Annotated in this window: 16 protein-coding genes and 1 pseudogene; 2 read left to right on the top strand and 15 right to left on the bottom strand. The window is 46.7% G+C overall.

What is annotated here, in order from left to right; genetic code table 11:
* Positions 1–2 precede the first annotated feature (2 nt).
* The 13 genes from DFQ00_RS18055 to DFQ00_RS17995 form a co-directional block, all read right to left on the bottom strand.
* Positions 3–956, bottom strand: coding sequence for a class I SAM-dependent methyltransferase (locus DFQ00_RS18055; RefSeq protein ID WP_110897876.1), 954 nt, complete (start codon positions 954–956; stop codon positions 3–5).
* Between the two features lie 2 nt (positions 957–958).
* Positions 959–1,810 (bottom strand): FkbM family methyltransferase, encoded by an 852-nt coding sequence (locus DFQ00_RS18050; protein WP_167433763.1) that lies wholly within the window; start codon positions 1,808–1,810, stop codon positions 959–961.
* Between the two features lie 39 nt (positions 1,811–1,849).
* Entirely contained in the window at positions 1,850–2,662 is an 813-nt protein-coding gene (locus DFQ00_RS18045; protein WP_110897874.1) for an ABC transporter permease, read from the bottom strand.
* A gap of 4 nt (positions 2,663–2,666) precedes the next feature.
* Positions 2,667–3,476: an ABC transporter permease gene (locus DFQ00_RS18040; RefSeq protein ID WP_110897873.1), complete on the bottom strand. Its 810-nt coding sequence runs from the start codon at positions 3,474–3,476 to the stop codon at positions 2,667–2,669.
* Positions 3,473–4,459 carry an ABC transporter ATP-binding protein gene (locus DFQ00_RS18035; RefSeq protein ID WP_110897872.1) on the bottom strand — a complete coding sequence of 329 codons (987 nt, stop codon included), beginning with the start codon at positions 4,457–4,459 and terminating at the stop codon, positions 3,473–3,475. The genes DFQ00_RS18040 and DFQ00_RS18035 overlap by 4 nt, the downstream gene beginning before the upstream one ends.
* Positions 4,460–4,491: 32 nt before the next feature.
* The gene (locus DFQ00_RS18030; RefSeq protein WP_110897871.1) at positions 4,492–5,670 is read right to left on the bottom strand and encodes a radical SAM/SPASM domain-containing protein; all 1,179 of its coding nucleotides are present in this window, start codon (positions 5,668–5,670) and stop codon (positions 4,492–4,494) included.
* A 42-nt stretch (positions 5,671–5,712) separates the two neighbouring features.
* Positions 5,713–6,801 (bottom strand): radical SAM/SPASM domain-containing protein, encoded by a 1,089-nt coding sequence (locus tag DFQ00_RS18025; protein ID WP_110897870.1) that lies wholly within the window; start codon positions 6,799–6,801, stop codon positions 5,713–5,715.
* A 27-nt stretch (positions 6,802–6,828) separates the two neighbouring features.
* Positions 6,829–7,944, bottom strand: coding sequence for a UDP-glucuronosyltransferase (locus tag DFQ00_RS18020; RefSeq protein ID WP_110897952.1), 1,116 nt, complete (start codon positions 7,942–7,944; stop codon positions 6,829–6,831).
* 44 nt (positions 7,945–7,988) lie between these two features.
* Positions 7,989–9,347 (bottom strand): ATP-grasp domain-containing protein, encoded by a 1,359-nt coding sequence (locus DFQ00_RS18015; RefSeq protein WP_110897869.1) that lies wholly within the window; start codon positions 9,345–9,347, stop codon positions 7,989–7,991.
* Positions 9,344–9,595 (bottom strand): acyl carrier protein, encoded by a 252-nt coding sequence (locus DFQ00_RS18010; RefSeq protein WP_110897868.1) that lies wholly within the window; start codon positions 9,593–9,595, stop codon positions 9,344–9,346. Before DFQ00_RS18010 ends, DFQ00_RS18015 begins: the two co-directional genes overlap by 4 nt.
* A gap of 574 nt (positions 9,596–10,169) precedes the next feature.
* A complete protein-coding gene (locus DFQ00_RS18005; protein WP_110897867.1) occupies positions 10,170–11,225 on the bottom strand; it encodes a hypothetical protein in 1,056 nt (351 codons plus the stop codon).
* Positions 11,226–11,274: 49 nt separating this feature from the next.
* Positions 11,275–12,768 (bottom strand): class I adenylate-forming enzyme family protein, encoded by a 1,494-nt coding sequence (locus tag DFQ00_RS18000; RefSeq protein ID WP_110897866.1) that lies wholly within the window; start codon positions 12,766–12,768, stop codon positions 11,275–11,277.
* Positions 12,765–13,004, bottom strand: coding sequence for a phosphopantetheine-binding protein (locus DFQ00_RS17995; protein ID WP_208643797.1), 240 nt, complete (start codon positions 13,002–13,004; stop codon positions 12,765–12,767). The genes DFQ00_RS18000 and DFQ00_RS17995 overlap by 4 nt, the downstream gene beginning before the upstream one ends.
* 226 nt (positions 13,005–13,230) lie before the next feature.
* Between DFQ00_RS17995 and DFQ00_RS30330 the strand changes: the two are divergent.
* A pseudogene (locus DFQ00_RS30330) lies at positions 13,231–13,491 on the top strand (hypothetical protein); the annotation flags it as partial.
* Positions 13,492–13,887: 396 nt separating this feature from the next.
* Here DFQ00_RS30330 and rlmD read toward each other — a convergent pair.
* Entirely contained in the window at positions 13,888–15,519 is a 1,632-nt protein-coding gene (rlmD, locus tag DFQ00_RS17990; RefSeq protein ID WP_425271040.1) for a 23S rRNA (uracil(1939)-C(5))-methyltransferase RlmD, read from the bottom strand.
* 346 nt (positions 15,520–15,865) lie between these two features.
* The gene (locus DFQ00_RS17985; protein ID WP_110897863.1) at positions 15,866–16,750 is read right to left on the bottom strand and encodes a diacylglycerol kinase; all 885 of its coding nucleotides are present in this window, start codon (positions 16,748–16,750) and stop codon (positions 15,866–15,868) included.
* A 474-nt stretch (positions 16,751–17,224) separates the two neighbouring features.
* Here DFQ00_RS17985 and DFQ00_RS17980 point away from each other — a divergent pair, with 474 nt between their 5' ends.
* Positions 17,225–17,923 (top strand): NPP1 family protein, encoded by a 699-nt coding sequence (locus DFQ00_RS17980; RefSeq protein ID WP_425271039.1) that lies wholly within the window; start codon positions 17,225–17,227, stop codon positions 17,921–17,923.
* Positions 17,924–18,169: the final 246 nt, after the last annotated feature.

The following is an 18,169-nucleotide window of genomic DNA, read 5'->3' as shown; positions in this document are numbered from 1 at the left end:
TATTACCTCTTAATAAGGTTCATCATCCGGTATTGCCGCGTTCCAGCCTTCATCTCTTCATATTTCTTCGAGCCGGGCAATGCGATGAAATCATGAATATCTCCAATACTCGTGCTCGCTTTGGCGTTGCTCGCAATCCCTTGTGTGCCAGTACGCTGCTTCGCACTCGCATCACATGATAGAAGAACATTCGAAGTCACATCCTGATTTCGGATTACAGACAGGCCCGCTTCCTCTAACAGCCTGACGTTCTGCGCTACCTGATCTCCCAGCATCAGCTCTGTATACAGAAATACGCCACCAACTTTCATGATCCGGTACACCTCTTCATAGAAGCGTGATCGGTTCGGATAGGCATGCGCGGATTCTATATTTAACACCACATCGAAGCTCTCGTCTGCGAACGGTATATTCTCCGCATCGCCGACGAGATACAAAGATTCACCCACTCGGGATTTGGCATTGCAATAGGCGATATTCGCCGGGCAGATGTCGAGACCGACAATAGACAGCGGCTTGAAATATTTAGACAGAGCTGTTATGTTCCCTCCCCTGCCGCATCCGATGTCGATCACCTGTCTCTCCCGAATCACCGTCCTGCCCACTGTCTCAAGCAGCAGCCTGACTGAGTTTCTATTCCATGCATCATCGGGCTCGATCACCGCATGTTGCTCACTATCGTCCGGGACGTAACCATAATTTAAAAAAGTAGCGAATCGGCCTATACCGGACAGCGCAAGGGAGTGCGAAATCTCGCTATAATCCCGAATTTCAGCCTCTTTCCGGTTCCAATCGGACGAGTGGGCAACCTGCTCACGCCGGTCGAGCATTGATACATAACGATCATCAATCGTATATACCGCATCGCAGCTGCAGCAATGCAGCAATGCCTCCAACTGGACCAGCACACCCTTGCAACTGGAGCATACCAACCTTGCATGCAGTGGCTGTAGCATGACTATCCCCCAGCCGATATATGCATTTGATTCAACGCATACACATTGAAGTAATTGGGGATATTCAAGTCTTCGTAGTAATCGATCCACACATGGAAGCCGTTGGTTCGGAAGATGTTCTCGAGCCTGTTGATCTGTTCTCCGTCCAATCCGTGCACCTCCATTACAATTTGCCTGATTTTGCCCCAATCCTCTGGAAGGATGCCTTCTAGGACCTCAAATTCACTTTTTTCCACGTCGATTTTGAGCAGATCAATGGAGTTCATATCATAATAACGGATCATTTCAGAGATTGTAGTTAGCTTGCAACGATGGATTTGTTCATTCAGAAGCTTCGGCGACATAAGTTGATCCACAAACCGATTTAGCATGCGCGGGTCGTCGAAATGATCCCGGTAATGGTTGATTAACCCGTATCGGAGATCCTGATCGTGGTTCTCCCGGTATTTGATCTGGACAGAATCCGTGGACATCGTAGGAAAATAGGCAAACTCCGCTTCCTTGATCTCATTGGAAAGCCCGACGTTAACCGTTGTTACGCGAGGCAGCGAGCTCGTATTCATCTTCAAGAGCTTAAACGTCGGAGGCAGTGGCTCAAAGGCATATACCCTGCAGTTGCTCTTGCTGCTGACATACAGGGTGAACATGCCGATATTAGCCCCGACGTCCATGACCGTGCCATGATCCGGGAGCGTAATCCCGTGCTTGAAATACATCTCCTTCTGGAAAATCTCGTTGTAGAGGAACTCGGTCTCGCCTTCGTTGTTTTGATAGATTTCGATCCCATTGTGCAGCTGCTTCTTGGCAGTAGCCTCTGTCTGCGGCGAGAAGCTCTTGTATTCCATCCTGCTCATGCGATTCACCCTCTCAACCATTTCTTTTTTGGCATTTCTCTAACTGCTGGCGCTCTCATAGTGTCGGACGGCCAGCTTCCAGAACAGCCTGACCGCTAGAAGCGATATCACAGGAGCTGCAAAAATCCATATCCCAAGGAAGAAATCCAAGCGGTCAATCAAATAAACCGACGGCATGTTGGTAATAAACAAGATAGGCACGACATACACCCCTATTCTCTGCAGCCATTTGGGGTATATGTACATCGGCATATTGTTCAAATCCCAACATTTGTCCAGAATGTCGAAGATCGAACCGGACTTCACCGTCCAGAAAGCAAGAATTTGCGGAAGCAGAAGCACCGAGTACATCACGATCGTGCTGCTCAAGATCACGCCGATATATCCGGCCAAGTGCATAAAGCTTGGCTCGATGCCAAGCCGCCGCCAAGCTAGTACGATCATCGTGATCCCGGCGATCAGATTCGGAATCGGAAACGCGTAGTTAACGTTTCGAAATGAAATCATAAACTGCAGCGATAGCGGCTTCGTCATATACAAGTCCAGCGTTCCGTTGCGGATATGGCCGGCGAATCTATAAAAGTTATCCATAAACAATCCTGTATAGATTGCGATCATAATCGTATAGGTCCCGGTGAAGATCATCATCTGGTCGGGAGAAATGCCATTAATTTCAATCCCCAGCCGAAAAACGAAGATGACATAGATCAGCTTGGTAAACAGAAATACGGTCTCCATGATCAAACCGGAGTAGAAATTCGCTTTGTATTCCATATAACCGACCAAACTGTTCTTTGCGAAAATAAAAAACATACGTACATGCTTCCGAATCTCACTCAAACTGATACTCACAGACCTAACCTCCAACGGCTACATATTTCTTCATCCCGGAATCCCAAGCCAATTTAGAAATGACCAAAAGTACCACTACCCAAACCGCCTGTACCAGGAGCCCGCTCACAATCTCATGAACCCCCAAGCTCCCGAGGATGATCTTAACCGGGAAGAATACGACATACTGGAACGGTAAATAGCTGGAGATTGTGGCAAACGTATCTCCGAAAATATTAAGCGGAAAGATGGCGCCGCTGAGCAGATAGACGCCTTGGTTGAACGCGATATACACGCCCCAAACCTCAGTAATGATGAACGCGAGCGCACTAATCGAATAAAAAAGCAGGAAGTTGATGAGCATTCCGAACAAAATACTGACCAGGAACATAACGATCTGCCCCACTCTGAGCGGAAACCCCCAGATCTGAGTAAACACGGTCATCAGTATGACGAATAAGACAAGCACGACCCCGGTCTGAACCGTTTTCTCACCGAAGAAATTGCATATCCGATAGCTGAAATAATGAATGGGCTTAGCAATAAACTTGCTTAGCCCGCCCGTCTTGATATCATTCGCGATTTCCCCTTCGAAGCCGGCAGAAACCAACTTGGAGACGACACCGGACAACACGGAATAAATGATGATCTGTGAATACGTATAACCGTTAATAATCTCTTGCGGCGAACTGCGGAACACAGCTGTCCAGAGGAAGCATTGGACGAGTATGATAAAGCCGCCGCTGATAATGCCCATCAGGAAATCGGTCCGGTACTCCATCGCATTCTGAAGCGCAAGGATGTACGTCCTTTTATACTTCTGCAAGGCTTTCATGTCTGGACCCCATCTTTCTGATATAAGCTTTCGATGCCTCGCTCAACAGGTACATCTTCAACTGTGAAATCGAGGATCGGGAACCGGTCCAGTATCATTTTGGAAAGCCGCTGGAGGTCATGCTTATCAATTTCCATGACGGCATTTATGCCGTCATGTTGAGTAATCGTGCCATAGTCGCTTAACGCTTGCCTCGGCACTTCATCCGTAAATTGCAGCTTGATAATCTTTTTGGCATGCAGCAGCTCGTTCACACGCCGAAGATCGCCGTCGTATACGATCTTCCCCTGATTGATGATGATCGCTCGTTTACATAGATCCTCAATATCCGCCATGTAGTGGCTTGTCAGAATGACCGTTGCCTTCGTCTGCTCGTTATAACACTTCAGAAACTCCCGAATGCGCTTCTGCGAAATCAGATCGAGTCCGATTGTAGGCTCATCCAGGAAAATCACCTTGGGCCGGTGGATGAGCGACGCAATAAGCTCCATCTTCATCCGTTCCCCCAGCGAGAGTCTCCGCACCTGAATATTGAGCAGGTCTTTAACGTCAAGCATCTCCGTAAGCTCATCCAGGACAAGATTGTAGGGCTTATCCTCGATCTCATAAATGCATTTGTTCAGATACAATGATTCGTTCGCCGGTAAATCCCACCACAACTGCGATTTCTGCCCCATCACGATCGAGAACTGCATCTTGAATTCTTTTTTTCGCTCCCAAGGGACATAGCCTAATACTGTCGCTTGCCCGCTTGTCGGATACAAGATGCCAGACAGCATCTTAAGCGTAGTCGTTTTGCCGGAACCGTTCGGGCCTAAAAATCCGACCATCTCACCCTGCTCGATGACAAGGGATATCTCGCTAACCGCTTCTTTAATCAGTGATTTTCGCTTCACTAAATTTTTGAGCGATTTTTTGAGCCCCAGCTCTTTCTCGTAATACTTGAAGCTTTTGGATAATCCCTCCAGGTGGATAATGCTCACTTGCGCACCTCATTTATGTGAATTTAGAATCGTTATACACCGTGCAAATGCAAGACACTGCACTTGGAACATGCCGGTGTCAGCCGTTCGTCCATCATTTCCCTTATCCTTCTGTAGGTCATGCTATGCCATAATTCCTGTAAGGACGCTTCCTGTAATTTGCCGATCTCGAACTCCTTGAAAAATTTGCACGCAACAATCGTTCCATCGGGCGTAATGTCCATCCGGTTCGAGAGCGCCAGGCACTTCTTGTTCATCGTGCCTTTCCCCTTCACCTCTTTGCCGAGCACGAAATCTTCGATCTGGTCATGATCCAGATTCGGCTGGTAGCGCAAGCGCATTTTCCAGACCCGATTATTCACCCGGTCCAACTCGCTCATCAAAGCAGGGATACGCTCTGGATCGAGCTTGTAGTTAAAGGCGTGCCAGCTTCGTTCGCCCTTGTGCTCGCTCGCCGGAAGGAAGTCGAACTTCTGGTCAAAGTAATCGTCCATTCCCTGCGTGCATTCGTCCGAGATGTACCACGGGAAGCAGACCATGACCATATCTACACCGACGCCCTCCAGAAAGTCCAGCAGATCGTAAAGCTTGTCGGTCATCCCATCGTTAACGACGGTATGGATCGTAATTTTGCCCCTGAATCGGTTTTCTTTGCGTAGCTCAACCAGCTTTCGGATCGCATCTATCGCCTTGTTGAATACCCCTTTGCCTCGAAGCGCATCATTCTCTTCTTCGAATCCATCAAGCGCAATGAGCAGCTCCAGGTTGTCGGAGATTCTCAGCAAGGCGTCCAGCTTTCGCTCGATCAGCACCGCGTTCGTGCAGATCGTCGTCTCACGAGGATGGGCTTCAAGCAAATCGGCCAAACGGTCGAAATGGCTGTATACGAGCGGCTCTCCGCCCCAGATATAGAGTCTCGACTTGGCTGGTTCCGTCTCAAGGATTACCTTCTCCAGCAGCCCGTAGTCGAGCTGTTCGCGTTGCTGCTCCGGTGTCATGAAGTGATGGTAGCCGGTGTCATTCCATTGATAGCAATGCTTGCAGCGCAAGTTGCATTGGTTCGTCAGTTTAATCCCGACCGACTCTGGCAACGGTGTCGCGTAACCCGCTATTTTTTCCATGTTCCGCTTGGTTTCCACCGTATTCCTGATCGTACGCTTCAATATTTGCAGATCCTTTGCGGAATGTTTAATCTCAGATTTCGGATTCATATCAACACACCCTTCTTAAACGGTTTAGGTCATTCACATGAATCAGTAGATATAATACCTTGAACAAGCCGTACAAATCGGAAGCATATTTTTTTTCATATACGCGCGATACTCTTTGTAATGGTCACTGCGCCAGATATCCAGCAAATTCTCTTCGTTCACATTGCCGAAGGTCAAATCATAGAAGGCATGGCAGGGAGAAACGTCGCCCCTTGCCGTAATCTCCGCATAGGTCCATGGAAGGGAGCAGCGTTTTCGTTTATCCGCCATCTGATGGAATTGTCCCGAAAAATAGTTGTGCAAATTCAGTTCATCTATCGTCTTCGGATAGGTAATCACATCAATACGGTTTTTCAAGCAATAATCTTTAACATTATGGAGCTGTCTCGTTAATTCGGGAATATCGATCTGGCTAAACGAACCGATGTCTTTCCAGACCATCCCCTTGGCATACGGAGCTTCATGCACGCCGAATTGCTCGCTAAGAACCTCCACATATTGGGCATACTGCTCTTCCGTGGCATAGAGCTGCACCTCCATGCTGATATGGTCCAACATCGACAAGTCGATCTGCTTAAAGAAAAATTCCTCGACGTACATATAGTTCAAGGGTGTAATGATAAAGGATACACCCATCTTCGGAAATTGCTTGCCTTTGCTTTGCCGGAGCTCATAGAGCTTCTCGATTCCTTTGATTACTTTCTTGAATACGCCTTTGCCCCTCTGCCTGTCGTTGATTTCCTCTGGGCCGTCGAGCGATACCCAGATCTTATTGGGCGGAGTCTCGACCAGCATCTCGGCATGCTTCTCAAGCAGTGTGCCGTTCGTGGGGAAGTCCGCTATGCTTCCATAATGATTGATCATGGCGAGAATGTCGCTCAGCCAAGGGTACATCAGCGGCTCGCCGCCGAAGAAGTCGTAATACGGCTTGCCGGGGCTGCACTGGGTGATGATCTTTTTGATCAGCTCCGGGTCCAGCTGCGCTAATGTTTTTTTGCTTTTGTAAGGCCCTTCGAGTCCCCATTCATAACACATTTTGCATCGCAAATTGCATTCCTCTAGCAGTTGCAAGACGATCCATCTCGGATAGCTTACCGTATCCTTGGCAACACTCAATGTATTTAAGCTCATCGCATAACCCCTTCTGCCATTGAAATCTTACCTCTTCGTTAAGGCAACCCTCGAACAATAGTGATCCACATAATTCATCCGTTCACCGGGTCTGTTCTTGATCGCTTGATGCATCTCCTTAAGGATATCTACAGAAAAATCCATCTCTCGCCACTTCTCGTAGCGTATTCCGAACCCAAGCGACTCCCACAATTCCAGATTGCTAAGCTCATGACTGCCGAACGGCTCCAGAAGAATAAGAGGGGTTTCGGAGGCAAGCGAGTCGATCAATGTGCCGGCTCCTGGCTTGGCCACGATAGCCATCGCCTCAGAAGCAACGTCAAATAACCAATGATGATCAGCCTCAGCAGCGTATGAATTCGTATTTTCTCCCGCTATTTCAATATATGGCGGAAATTCGTGCAGGCCGTTCACGCTCTTCACCCATGAACACCATCCCGGATCGTTCATCCAATATCGGTGATCGGGATCGGGCTTCGCTTCCTTCCAGTCATAAGCTACAATATCAAGCCCATAGTTATGGCCGGCAAGCTCTGGAATTGTACTTTGATACGTGCCCATCCCCCAGCCGCCGCCATGAACAACAAGCCGCCGCTTCCTTGATTCGAAGGGCAGCGGCGTACCAGAGAGAACCGGGATTTCGCATCGAATCGCCCTCTTATCGGTGTCATAGAGACACGCATTGTAATAATGTTCGTCATACCGGGGATGAAACTTCTTCAGGCTCTTCCAGGACGGGGCCAGATCCGAATCAACGTAGAGCAGGTCTACATGAATTGGATTCGGCAGCATTTTCTCCCTATACAAATCCAGAATATAGACCCAGTGTCCAGATAGCGATATGAATTCGTAGCGTTCTTCCGCTTTCCACGCCTCCAGCAATAGCTCAACCTGGGCGTAATCTATACTACCCCGGATATCCATCGGCATTCGGGCCGAAAAATTGGCAATGGCGAAATTGTTGTGGTACGCCGTTCTGCTGTCTGCAATATGCTCCCTCTTGTCATGCTCCAAATAGCTTTCGAACACGAGCACTTCCGTCGCGATATCCCTTCTCCCGAAATCACTTGCAGCTAACAGGCCGGGAATATAGAACCCCAGACCGAAACCCGAGCATAGAATCGTTACTTTCCGCTTCCCCATAAGCTCTCTTCCTCCATCCATGGTTTCAAGCACTTCGGAATGCATCAGCGGGCGATCTTGAAGGATAACGACAACAGAACCTCCTCAAGCTTCGCGGACAAGCGTTCGTTATCCCCTGTCCCCTCGATCAGCGAATAATACAATCTGCCCTTCACCTGCTTATTCCGAATCCCCTTGCACTCGCTGACGACCTTGTTAATAAAGAGCGTATTCGCGCTTAGCGGTAGTATGCCAAACCCTTGATCAGGCTTATATAGAATACCCTCGCGGTCCAGCGATTCCAGCAATTGATCGAATGATACATCACCTGCAAACTGTAAGGTCACATGTGTCATGCTCCCGGCCGTACCGTGCTTCTCGAGATACCGGTCAACGTAATGCTTGATGAGACTCATCGATCTCCTTGCATTGACCTCAACAATCGGAACGATGCGACCGTCCCTTAGCAGCATCGAATCGACGCATACGTGCCCGTGATAACCCGACTGGTAAAGCTCTCGAGCCGCCAGCTTCATTGCATCAAAGTAATCCGCTTCGTGCAGCATATGAAGCAGCCTGTCATCGGCTGTATAAGAGCCTTGGTAAGCGAAATTGTGATTGACCAATTGCTGCACAGAGATATGGCGGTACGTGCCGTCCGGAGCGATGTGGAATTGGCAAGAGAAATCCAGCTCCTTGAGGCGGAACGGCTCAATAATAAACCGGACCGTTTTTCCCCTTCTGCACTGATCGGCGAGATAGGATGTGACCCGCTGCAGAATCGCTTCCGACTCGATTAGCAAATTCCCTTTCCCGGATACCCCAAACTCATCTTTGATCAAAAAGGGGCCTTGTTTCAGCAGAGCCAAGCCGCTTGACAGCAGCTCTTCGTGGGAATAGACCGTCTGGCTGTCACACTGAAGCTCAAGGCGACGGTTCAGTTCGGTTGAATACAGCTTAGAGTTGACCGTCTGCACCGTCTCGACAGCTGGGCAACCCTGTTCCAGCCCGAAACGCGCAGCAGCCCGGTCCGCCCCCGGAATGACCGCAAAGGGCGACAACGTGGCGCCGTTCAGCCAGTCTGGATCCATGTCACCCACATGATCAGACGAGGTGAGCAGGTCGAATATATTGGCGGTTCTGCCTGCGTTTCCTCCATCAGGACTCTCAAGATCGGTTGAATTGGACAGAAATTGGAATCCGATCTCATGCAAATACGCTTTATGAGAAGCGTTCATTCCATAACGGGTAATGAGCCTATCCTGCGCCCCGCAAAATGGGAAGAGCAGCTCATCCATGGCCATCACGACATTCTCCATTTCAGGATCGTGAAACGACGGCAGTTTGGCTTGATTAGGGTCGCGCCAGAAGCGTTCCGCATCAAACGTCCCGATAATGAGCTCGAACTTGCGTCTATCGTTCATGCAGATGCCGTCTTCTGCAGCTCCGAAATATAATTGCAAAAGATTGTAACCGATTCCATGCAATCGAATTCGAATTGTTCGAAATCAATTTCAATGCCGAAACGCTCCTCCACCTTCAATAAGAAAGTAATTAGCTGTAAAGAGTCTAATCCCCCATCTTCCATGATGTTGGAATGCCCGTTCAAGCTGACTTCCAGCTGGGCGTCGTCCTTGACTTCACTTATCATCGCTATGATCTGTTCTTGCATAGGTACCTCCCGTTTAATGGATATATTGACTCTTGTAATAATGGATTGTTCTAGTGAGTGCATCATGCAAACTGATTGCCGCGTGCAGCTCCCAGCACGCAGTGCCCTGCTGTATGACGAGGGTGGTCAGCCACAGATTCCCAGTCCATGATCGTCCTTGAAATGGTTGTGTCCTGTTAATACAATGAATTATAAAGATCCCCATTGCGTAAGGTTGGTGAACGGTGCGTTGCTCCCAAACGAAACAGGTATGGTTCTATGGCATGAATCACAAGATGTCGGGTCACATACTAGGAGAGATTCTTGGGTGAGTGAATTTGCTGAGGTTGTGCCGAAAAAAAGCGCTTGAAGCCATGCGGATCGTTAAAAGACAAGAAGACAATAGGCTGTCAGCAAACGGAATCTTTAAGACAAGAGCAGCGGTTTGGATTACTCAATACGCTGTATCGCAACGAGTATAAGCCCGGCATCACTCCCTCCATAAATATGCCCGGATCACCACCGGCTCCGGCTAAGGCTTCTATTCGAGTGCAAGAAGAGATACCCACAGCTGACATCATCTGCTCCCTGAACATTACTGAATGCCTACATTCTTCAGCCATCGTTCAAGGAATATGGATTCTTCATTTTCTATATTCGTAATCAGCGTTTGAAAATTTTCGGAAATACTCGTATCCCTTGTAAAATTATATTTCATCGCTACATTCACAAGTATCTTTGCCTTGAGTTCAATGGCTGTGAATTCATCTATATGCTCTTGATTTAATTTAATTAAATGCCGATTATCGTACAGGTACTTGAGTCTTAGCGTCATTAACCTCTTATGATCATAAAGTAAATGAAAGGGTCTTATATCAAGCATAGCCTTCTGTTCCGATGTCTCTTTCGCATAATTTAATAGAGTTGTATATATTTGCATGCCGAAGTCAAGATTATGCCTGTCGCCTCCATAGTTGAACATCTCCCAATACTCCGGCGTTTTCTTAGTGAAATAATTTCTTATAGAATTCACTAGAGTATCTGCACTGAAATTATCCTGATATTGATCATTGAATGTATACAGATAAACCATCTCTCTAAGATAATCATGATTGGTTGTTAGATGATTCGTGTCGAACGCAAGCTGGAAATCACTAAATGATATCTCAGCCTGACTATATACGCCGTTCTTAAAAAAATCGGAAACATACAATATCTCTCTATTCAAGTCATAGCCGTAAACAAATATGTCATGATGCAATTGAAGTTTATTGTAGCGATCGCTTAAGGGCACGTAGAAATAATTGATCATGGTGTGCACATAGTTATTCGCATTAATATTTTCTACAATAAAATGAATAACAGAGTCCCATTTCGTTGTTACCGTATCTCTATGTAACTTTTGAGTCGTAATCCATTTGCACGCATCCGAAGGCCTCAGCTCATAAGTCACAGGGAAATAAAAATCTCCCCAATGATGTTTATAATCTTTGTTAATATATAATTGAATATAATTGCTAAATATCCATGGATGTGCGCACTCGTAATGGGTAAGTATGGACAAGAGATGAGCATGCTGCGTATAGGTTGTAATCATCGGATAACTGACCGGCAATATTTTGCTGCCTAACGTTTGAGTTGAATTTTTCAACCTTTCGTTCACCCCTGGTTATTTGGTTAAATGGCTTAAGGATTCCGAATCAGTGTATCTCGTTTAGCAATAAGCGCTTCGTACTTGCCCTGTCCAGTTTTCCTGTTTTGGTTTTTGGAATGTCATCTAGAACCCTCCATTGTCTAGGCACTTTATAGGATGACAAATGTACGTTGCAATGTTGTGTCAGTGCATCTATATCAATCAGGCATTCATTAAAAACCTTCAGAAATGCGATGGGAACTTCACCTAACAGATCATCGTGTACACCAATAACCATAACCTCCTCCACTTCTTTCAAGCCGTACAGAAATTCCTCGATTTCTTCCGGGTAGATATTGATACCGCCGGATATGATGATATTCTTCTTTCGGCCTGTGAGTATGAGACACCCTGATTCATTCCAATATCCCAAATCTCCTGTCTTTAACCAACCCTCAACAATGGTAGCGTTCGTTAACTCCGGGTTTTTGTAATAACCGAGCATCACATTCGGACCCTTAACCCAAATTTCTCCGATCGCTGCTCCTTCAACCTCATTCTCTTCTTCGTCAACAAGACGAATAGAAACGTCATTGATGGGTGTTCCACAGGATAAGCAGCGCTCTCCCCGTTCCATCATGCTCACCCGCGGAGAAGCTTCGGTCAATCCATAGGTTTGAATAATGTCCGCGTAAGGAAATACAGTTTGAAGATGGTCTACTAATTTCGCGGGAATCGCCGCACCGCTAATGACAATACATTCAATGGAATCAAAGGCACTCCAGTTCTTTGTCTGATGGAAAGCGGAAACAAGGTGCATCAATTGCGTAGGCACCGCTGAGAATGCCGTGACCGCTTTATTCTGAAACAGTTTAAACGCGGTGCGCGGCAGCATGGGCAAGCTGATCAGTTTAATTCGGGTTCCATATAACATGCAGGAAATCAATTGCGTGACAATCGTAGAACTGAAATGAACGGGCATCGTTACAAGAAACGAATCTCGATCCGTATACCCCACCTTTCCGCCATGTGCCAACGCATTCGATAATACGTTCCAATGGGATAACATAACGATTTTAGATTTCCCAGTTGTGCCCGATGTAGGAAGGAGAATTGCACATTGATTAGGATCGAACTGCTTGGTTAACGAGATCGATTCGAACGAAGGCATTGGTTCTTGCGATAAATCCTGAGCGGTAACCCAAGGAATGTCACAATTTAAATGCGCAGACTGTGCATGTTTGCTGATAACCAGCTTGGCGTCACTGGCATTTAAAATATTTTCAATTTCAGTATTGGATGCCGAATAAGGAACCGGTACTAACACATAACCGCAGAATTGAATGCCAAGCGCCGCAAGAATGAACAAGGGCTCATTATTTGTGTATAATGCAACATGACTTCCAGACTCAAGCTCAACATTTTTGCGGATATATAGAGCAATCGAATAAGCTTCTGTCATCACTTCTGCGTAAGTCCATTGCTGCTTTAAATCTTCAAGGATAATATGATTTTGGCGATCAGAGGCCTCCAGAAATAGACGCTGAATGATCGTCATCATAGCGTTTTCTCAGTCAAATAATTAAGGATTAATCCAGCCGTGGAGAAATTCTCAAATAACAGATCTTCATCAGGGATCGAGATGTTAAACTTCGATTCCATTAAAACAATAAGCTTGATGAAGCCTGCTGAATCGATCCCTTGGTCCAACAAACGGGTATCGCGGTCTTCCGGATACTCGATGTCCAGCTCAGCAAAAATTTCATCTTTCAAGATCAATTCTATTGATTTAGACATCATGTTTCCCCCGTTAGATAATCTTTAGAAAGGCTGATTAAAGAGGATCGTACAAGTGATGAGCAAGTGAAATTGATTGTAAAGAAGAATAAGTTCATAACGATGAACAAGGTGAATTTGCACTGAAAGAGTTGTTTACAGAGTTGTTTGCAGAGATGCTGCAATTCATGCTGGAGGCGGAATATGACACGGTGCAGAACTTACAAAGCTTGACGCGAAGAGTACAACGACGGAAATAATTGAGGGTTACCATCGTTAACATCGCAAAGCCTAAAGAAAAAAGCATTTTCCCAAGCAATGAACCGTTGCTGAAAATGCTTTACAAAACTACGATGAATGTTACTCGTAAATGGAAGGGCGTGTACAATACTGGGACCAAGTGCCCCATCACCTCTCCATTTTCTTCCTCGTCGGGATCGAACTAAATTACGTAAAGTTTTGCTTGGAGAGCGTTTACACTAGTAGATTTATAGCACCAAGCGATTGATATATTAAATATAATTACATATATGCCAATTGTCAACAATTTTGAAAAAGCCCGTTGATGCCCTCTGAAATTCCATTCGTCATCTGGCTGTTTCTCTCCTTTACGATTGTTTCGAATGTGTATGGTAAAGGAAAATATATTCAACGCAAGCAATCTGTAAAGCTTGATATGATTGCTCACCTGCTAACCCAAATTCCACCGGCACTTCTCGGTACAATTTTTAACAAGTTTTTTTTGCAAAGGACAGCCTACCAAGACTTATCATGGAATACAACAAGCCTCATCCATTGCCCTTCGCTGAATTTAATTGCTTTGGTTAAAAAATATAGCCCGAACTTTAGAAGCTTCGGGCTATACAGCTATTTATTAAAGCAAGGCACATGCCAGCGTAAAACACTAAACCCTTACCAACATCGCCACCGACTCCACATGAACCGTATGCGGGAACATATCCACCGGCGTAACCTCCACCGTGCGGTAGCCGCCGTCCTCCAGTACACGCAGATCACGTGCCAGCGTACTCGGATTACAACTCACGTACACCACACGTTCTGGCTTCATCTCCAGGATCGTGTCGAGCAGACGCGGGTCACAGCCCTTGCGTGGTGGGTCAACAACAATGACGTCGGCTTCGATGCCTTGTTCTTTCCAGCGTGGAATCACATCCTCGGAGGCGCCGACTTCAAATTTGACGTTATGCATCTCGTTGAGCAGCGCATTGCTTCGTGCATCCTCAATCGCTTCGGGCACAATCTCTACCCCGTACACTTGATCCGCATGCTGAGCCAGGAAAAGAGAGATCGTTCCGATGCCGCAATAGGCATCAATCACCGTTTCTTTGCCGCTCAGTCCGGCGTATTCAACCGTTTTACCATACAGCACTTCAGTCTGCACCGGATTGACCTGATAGAACGAACGTGGAGAGATCGCAAATTGCACATCCCCGATATAATCATAGATGACATCACGCCCCCATAGAACACGGGTTTCATCACCGAAAATAACATTTGTCTGCTTTTTGTTTACGTTCTGGCATATGCTCGCCACTTGCGGAATCGCTTCGCGGATACTGCCAATCCACTCATCTTTGTATGGGATGTCGCGACCGTTCGTGACCAGCACCAGCATCATCTCGCCTGTACGGAACGCCTTTTTCACCACGACATGACGCAGTAACCCGCGGCCTGTTTCCTCGTTGTATGCACTAATACCCAGATGACTGCCGATCTCCTTCACCTTGGCCACGACTTCATCGTTGTGCTCATGCTGAATAAGACAGGTCTCCATGTCGATAATCCGATGGCTTCCTTTTGCATAAAAACCACCAACCAAACCGCCTTCAGCTGTGCCAATCGGCACCTGTGCCTTGTTTCGGTAACGCCACGGCTCGTCCATACCCATCGTTGGCAGTACACGAATCGCGTGTTCTGTGTCTTGTTCGTTCATGACACCTTCAAGTCGCAGACGTATTCGATTACTCTCGTTGGTTTGTTCTTCTATTGCTTCATCGAGTTGAGATTGTTCAGGCTCGATTACCTGAGTCTCATCCTCCACCAGCACATTAAGCTTTCCAATCCGCTGCAGATTATCAATCACCAACTGACGTTTCCAAGCCAATTGACCAGCGTAGCTCATATGCTGAATCTGGCATCCACCACACTGGTCATAGATCGGACATGGCGCGGATACGCGATCCGGGCTGGCTTTGACGATCTCCAGCAGCTTGGCGTAGCCATATTGCTTTTTCGTTTTCATCACACGCACACGCACGGTTTCACCCGGAAGAGCACCTTGTACAAATAAAGTATAGCCATTCGCGCGGCCTACACCCTCGCCGTCATGATTCATGCCGATGATATCAATGACGGTTTCTTCATTTTTACTGACGGGCAATCCTTCGATTGGTGCTGAAGATTCACGCGCTCTTGATTGGTTTGATTGACTTGGCTGACGGGACGCCGAAGCCTTCCCTTTCCCTTGAGGAGCAGCCGAATTCCGGCGGTTTTTTCCACGACCGCTGCGGTTCATATTAGACAACGTACATTCACTTCTTTCTTATATATTGCACCGCCTGCTAAGGCAGTAGCTTGTTTTCAATAAACTTTCATGCATGCTAACGAACCTGATAAACCTTGTTCACGCCAAAAATAACGTTCCAAAATTCTAACGAACCTCAGAGACGTTATTTCATTGTAACATCGAGTTTATCGGCTTTTTTGATTCAGTTCAGACCCAATAGCGACACACCAAATCGTGAGCATTCCATTTACACTCATTTCGCCAAACAAAGCTTCCTCTAATCGTTAGCTCAAATTCGGCATACCCTTGGCACAATCTTACACTACACAGCTACTCAGCCTAATCACACACCGTTTTACCGATGGAACAGCTGCAGATGATGCTTGAGATTCGTGAACGTTGCCGGCAATGATCCGCCCAGCTCTCCGTCCAGATTCAGCAGCACATGCCCTGGTGAGGTCACTTCCATATGATCGGTCTGGAAATGCAGAACCTTCTTGTCGTTCAGATGCTCCCCACGCAGCGCTAGCGTTACTAGACGAATCATGTCGGCCAGGTTGCACTTGCGCACTGCAATCACATCGAGCATCCCGTCATCAATGGTTGCACCCGGAGCAAGCTTCTCGAAGCCGCCGACGGAATTGGTATTGGCAATGAGGAACAGCATGAATTCATCATGAATTTCTTCCTGTCCGTTCGCACGAATGATTAACTCCTGCGGGGACAGGTTCGACATCTTTTCGATGCCCTTCATATAATAGGCCAGCTGCCCGATCATCGTTTTCAGACGACTCGGCACTTCATAGGTTAACTCGGTTAACGACCCGCCGCCTGCAATATTAATAAAATATTTATCATTGGCCTTGCCCAGATCAAGCGGACGTGTCTGCTGATGAATGACCAGATCCACGTAATCTTCCCATTGTCTTGGAATACCAAGCGCACGTGCAAAATCATTCGTCGTTCCCAAAGGAAATACACCCAGCGGCGGACGGTTATCCCGTTCAGCCATGCCGTTAATGACCTCATACAACGTGCCGTCGCCGCCTGCCGCAATAATCATGTCATATCCGCGTTCAATGGCCAGCTCCGCTTCCCGCGTTGCATCCCCTTCACCCGTTGTTGCATGACACGAAGCCTCAATACCACCTTGATCCAGACGCTGCAAAATATCTGCCAGACGTTTCTTCATTTCTTCCCGGCCTGAGGTCGGATTATATATTAATCGAGCTCTTTTCATCTGATACGCCACCTATTCCACATTATCCATGAGTCGGAACGACCTCATCCGCTTTGTTCACTTTTCAGTGAAAGCCGCCATTTAACACAACATTAAACTTCAATTCATACCACCCAAACATTATGTTCCACATTCATATCTATGCCAAAGGAATTTCGTCTCATTCCATAGACTGCTGCTTCTATCATATCACCAAACGCGAAGATGTCCTAGCCTGTAATCCACAAGTCATTTGTGTAACATAACTCGCCTATCCTTCAATTCTGCCCGCTTGAATACGAATTAATCTCACGCACCCCTTCGGGCATCCCTTGATTATGACATAAATATACCGCAAATTTACAATTCTCAATATAAAAATATAAATGTAATCAATATTTTCCCAGTATCATGTAAGTACATGCCTTACAACCAGCATTCCACTATGTTGCAAAGGAGATTTGCATGATGAACAAAACAAAAAAACTTGTACTGATGCTCATGGTTACCCTCCTCGCCTGTATGCCTCTAGTTACTACTGCTGATGCGGCAGTGATCAATCATGATCAGGTTGTCGGTTTTCAGGAGGTCACACCTGTAACTGCAACACAGATTACAGCCAAGCGTTTTCAACCTTTCCTGAAGGTTTACCATGGATGTGTGCCTTTCCCTGCTGTGGATGCACAGGGTAATACCAGTGCTGGCCTGGCAACGTCAGGATCACACAATGGCGGCTGCAGCTCCAATCTGGGTCAGGTCTATTCCCGTTCCGCTTGGCATAATGGCGTGTGGGCGATCATGTACGCATGGTATTTTCCAAAGGACAACCCTTCTCCCGGATTTGGTCATCGTCATGACTGGGAAGGCATTGTAGTATGGGTAGACAATCCCGCTGTAGCCAACCCGAAAGTGCTCTCCATCGCCTACTCTGGTCACGGTCAATTCACCAATGTGACTCCAGGCTCAAGCAATATGCAGGGCGATCACCCTAAAATCTCATACAATAGCACCTGGCCGCTTAACCACGAGCTCGGGGTAACCAATGTGGTCGGAGGAACTCAGCCTTTGATTGGTTGGGATGATCTGACTTCAGCCGCTCGCAACGCACTGAATACAACCGACTTTGGAAATGCAAATGTACCTTTTAACGATAACAATTTTACGAACAACCTGAATAAAGCATGGTTTAGATAAGTGGCTTGAACAAATAAACAAATCCCCTTCGAGGCTGTAATCCATATTGAAGGGGATTGCTCTTTTAACCGCTAAACACCAGTCTTAATAAAAAAAAGATTATACGTTGCCTGAACTCCATCGGTTACGCTAAACCGCTCTGTATACGGCTTATACATTCTGTTGAACAGCTTCCGCAGACCGAGTAAAGCGCGTTACTTTTGAGCCATAGGACTAATCATGCCTAAACAATGAATAGATACACAA

This window comes from Paenibacillus barcinonensis, assembly GCF_003217495.1.
Lineage (GTDB): Bacteria > Bacillota > Bacilli > Paenibacillales > Paenibacillaceae > Paenibacillus > Paenibacillus barcinonensis.
The sequence above is the reverse complement of the archived record's forward strand: the minus strand, read 5'-3'. Positions and strand labels throughout refer to the sequence as shown.

Bases quoted from the DNA above. Each gene is read 5' to 3' on its own strand.
- DFQ00_RS18020 (WP_110897952.1), bottom strand. From the start codon at position 7,944: ATGGGGAAGCGGAAAGTAACGATTCTATGCTCGGGTTTCGGTCTGGGG.
- DFQ00_RS18010 (WP_110897868.1), bottom strand. From the start codon at position 9,595: ATGCAAGAACAGATCATAGCGATGATAAGTGAAGTCAAGGACGACGCC.
- DFQ00_RS18015 (WP_110897869.1), bottom strand. From the start codon at position 9,347: ATGAACGATAGACGCAAGTTCGAGCTCATTATCGGGACGTTTGATGCG.
- DFQ00_RS17995 (WP_208643797.1), bottom strand. From the start codon at position 13,004: ATGTCTAAATCAATAGAATTGATCTTGAAAGATGAAATTTTTGCTGAG.
- DFQ00_RS18000 (WP_110897866.1), bottom strand. From the start codon at position 12,768: ATGATGACGATCATTCAGCGTCTATTTCTGGAGGCCTCTGATCGCCAA.
- DFQ00_RS17980 (WP_425271039.1), top strand. From the start codon at position 17,225: ATGCTCATGGTTACCCTCCTCGCCTGTATGCCTCTAGTTACTACTGCT.
- DFQ00_RS18050 (WP_167433763.1), bottom strand. From the start codon at position 1,810: ATGAGCAGGATGGAATACAAGAGCTTCTCGCCGCAGACAGAGGCTACT.
- DFQ00_RS18030 (WP_110897871.1), bottom strand. From the start codon at position 5,670: ATGAATCCGAAATCTGAGATTAAACATTCCGCAAAGGATCTGCAAATA.
- DFQ00_RS18025 (WP_110897870.1), bottom strand. From the start codon at position 6,801: ATGAGCTTAAATACATTGAGTGTTGCCAAGGATACGGTAAGCTATCCG.
- rlmD (WP_425271040.1), bottom strand. From the start codon at position 15,519: ATGAACCGCAGCGGTCGTGGAAAAAACCGCCGGAATTCGGCTGCTCCT.
- DFQ00_RS17985 (WP_110897863.1), bottom strand. From the start codon at position 16,750: ATGAAAAGAGCTCGATTAATATATAATCCGACCTCAGGCCGGGAAGAA.
- DFQ00_RS18040 (WP_110897873.1), bottom strand. From the start codon at position 3,476: ATGAAAGCCTTGCAGAAGTATAAAAGGACGTACATCCTTGCGCTTCAG.
- DFQ00_RS18055 (WP_110897876.1), bottom strand. From the start codon at position 956: ATGCTACAGCCACTGCATGCAAGGTTGGTATGCTCCAGTTGCAAGGGT.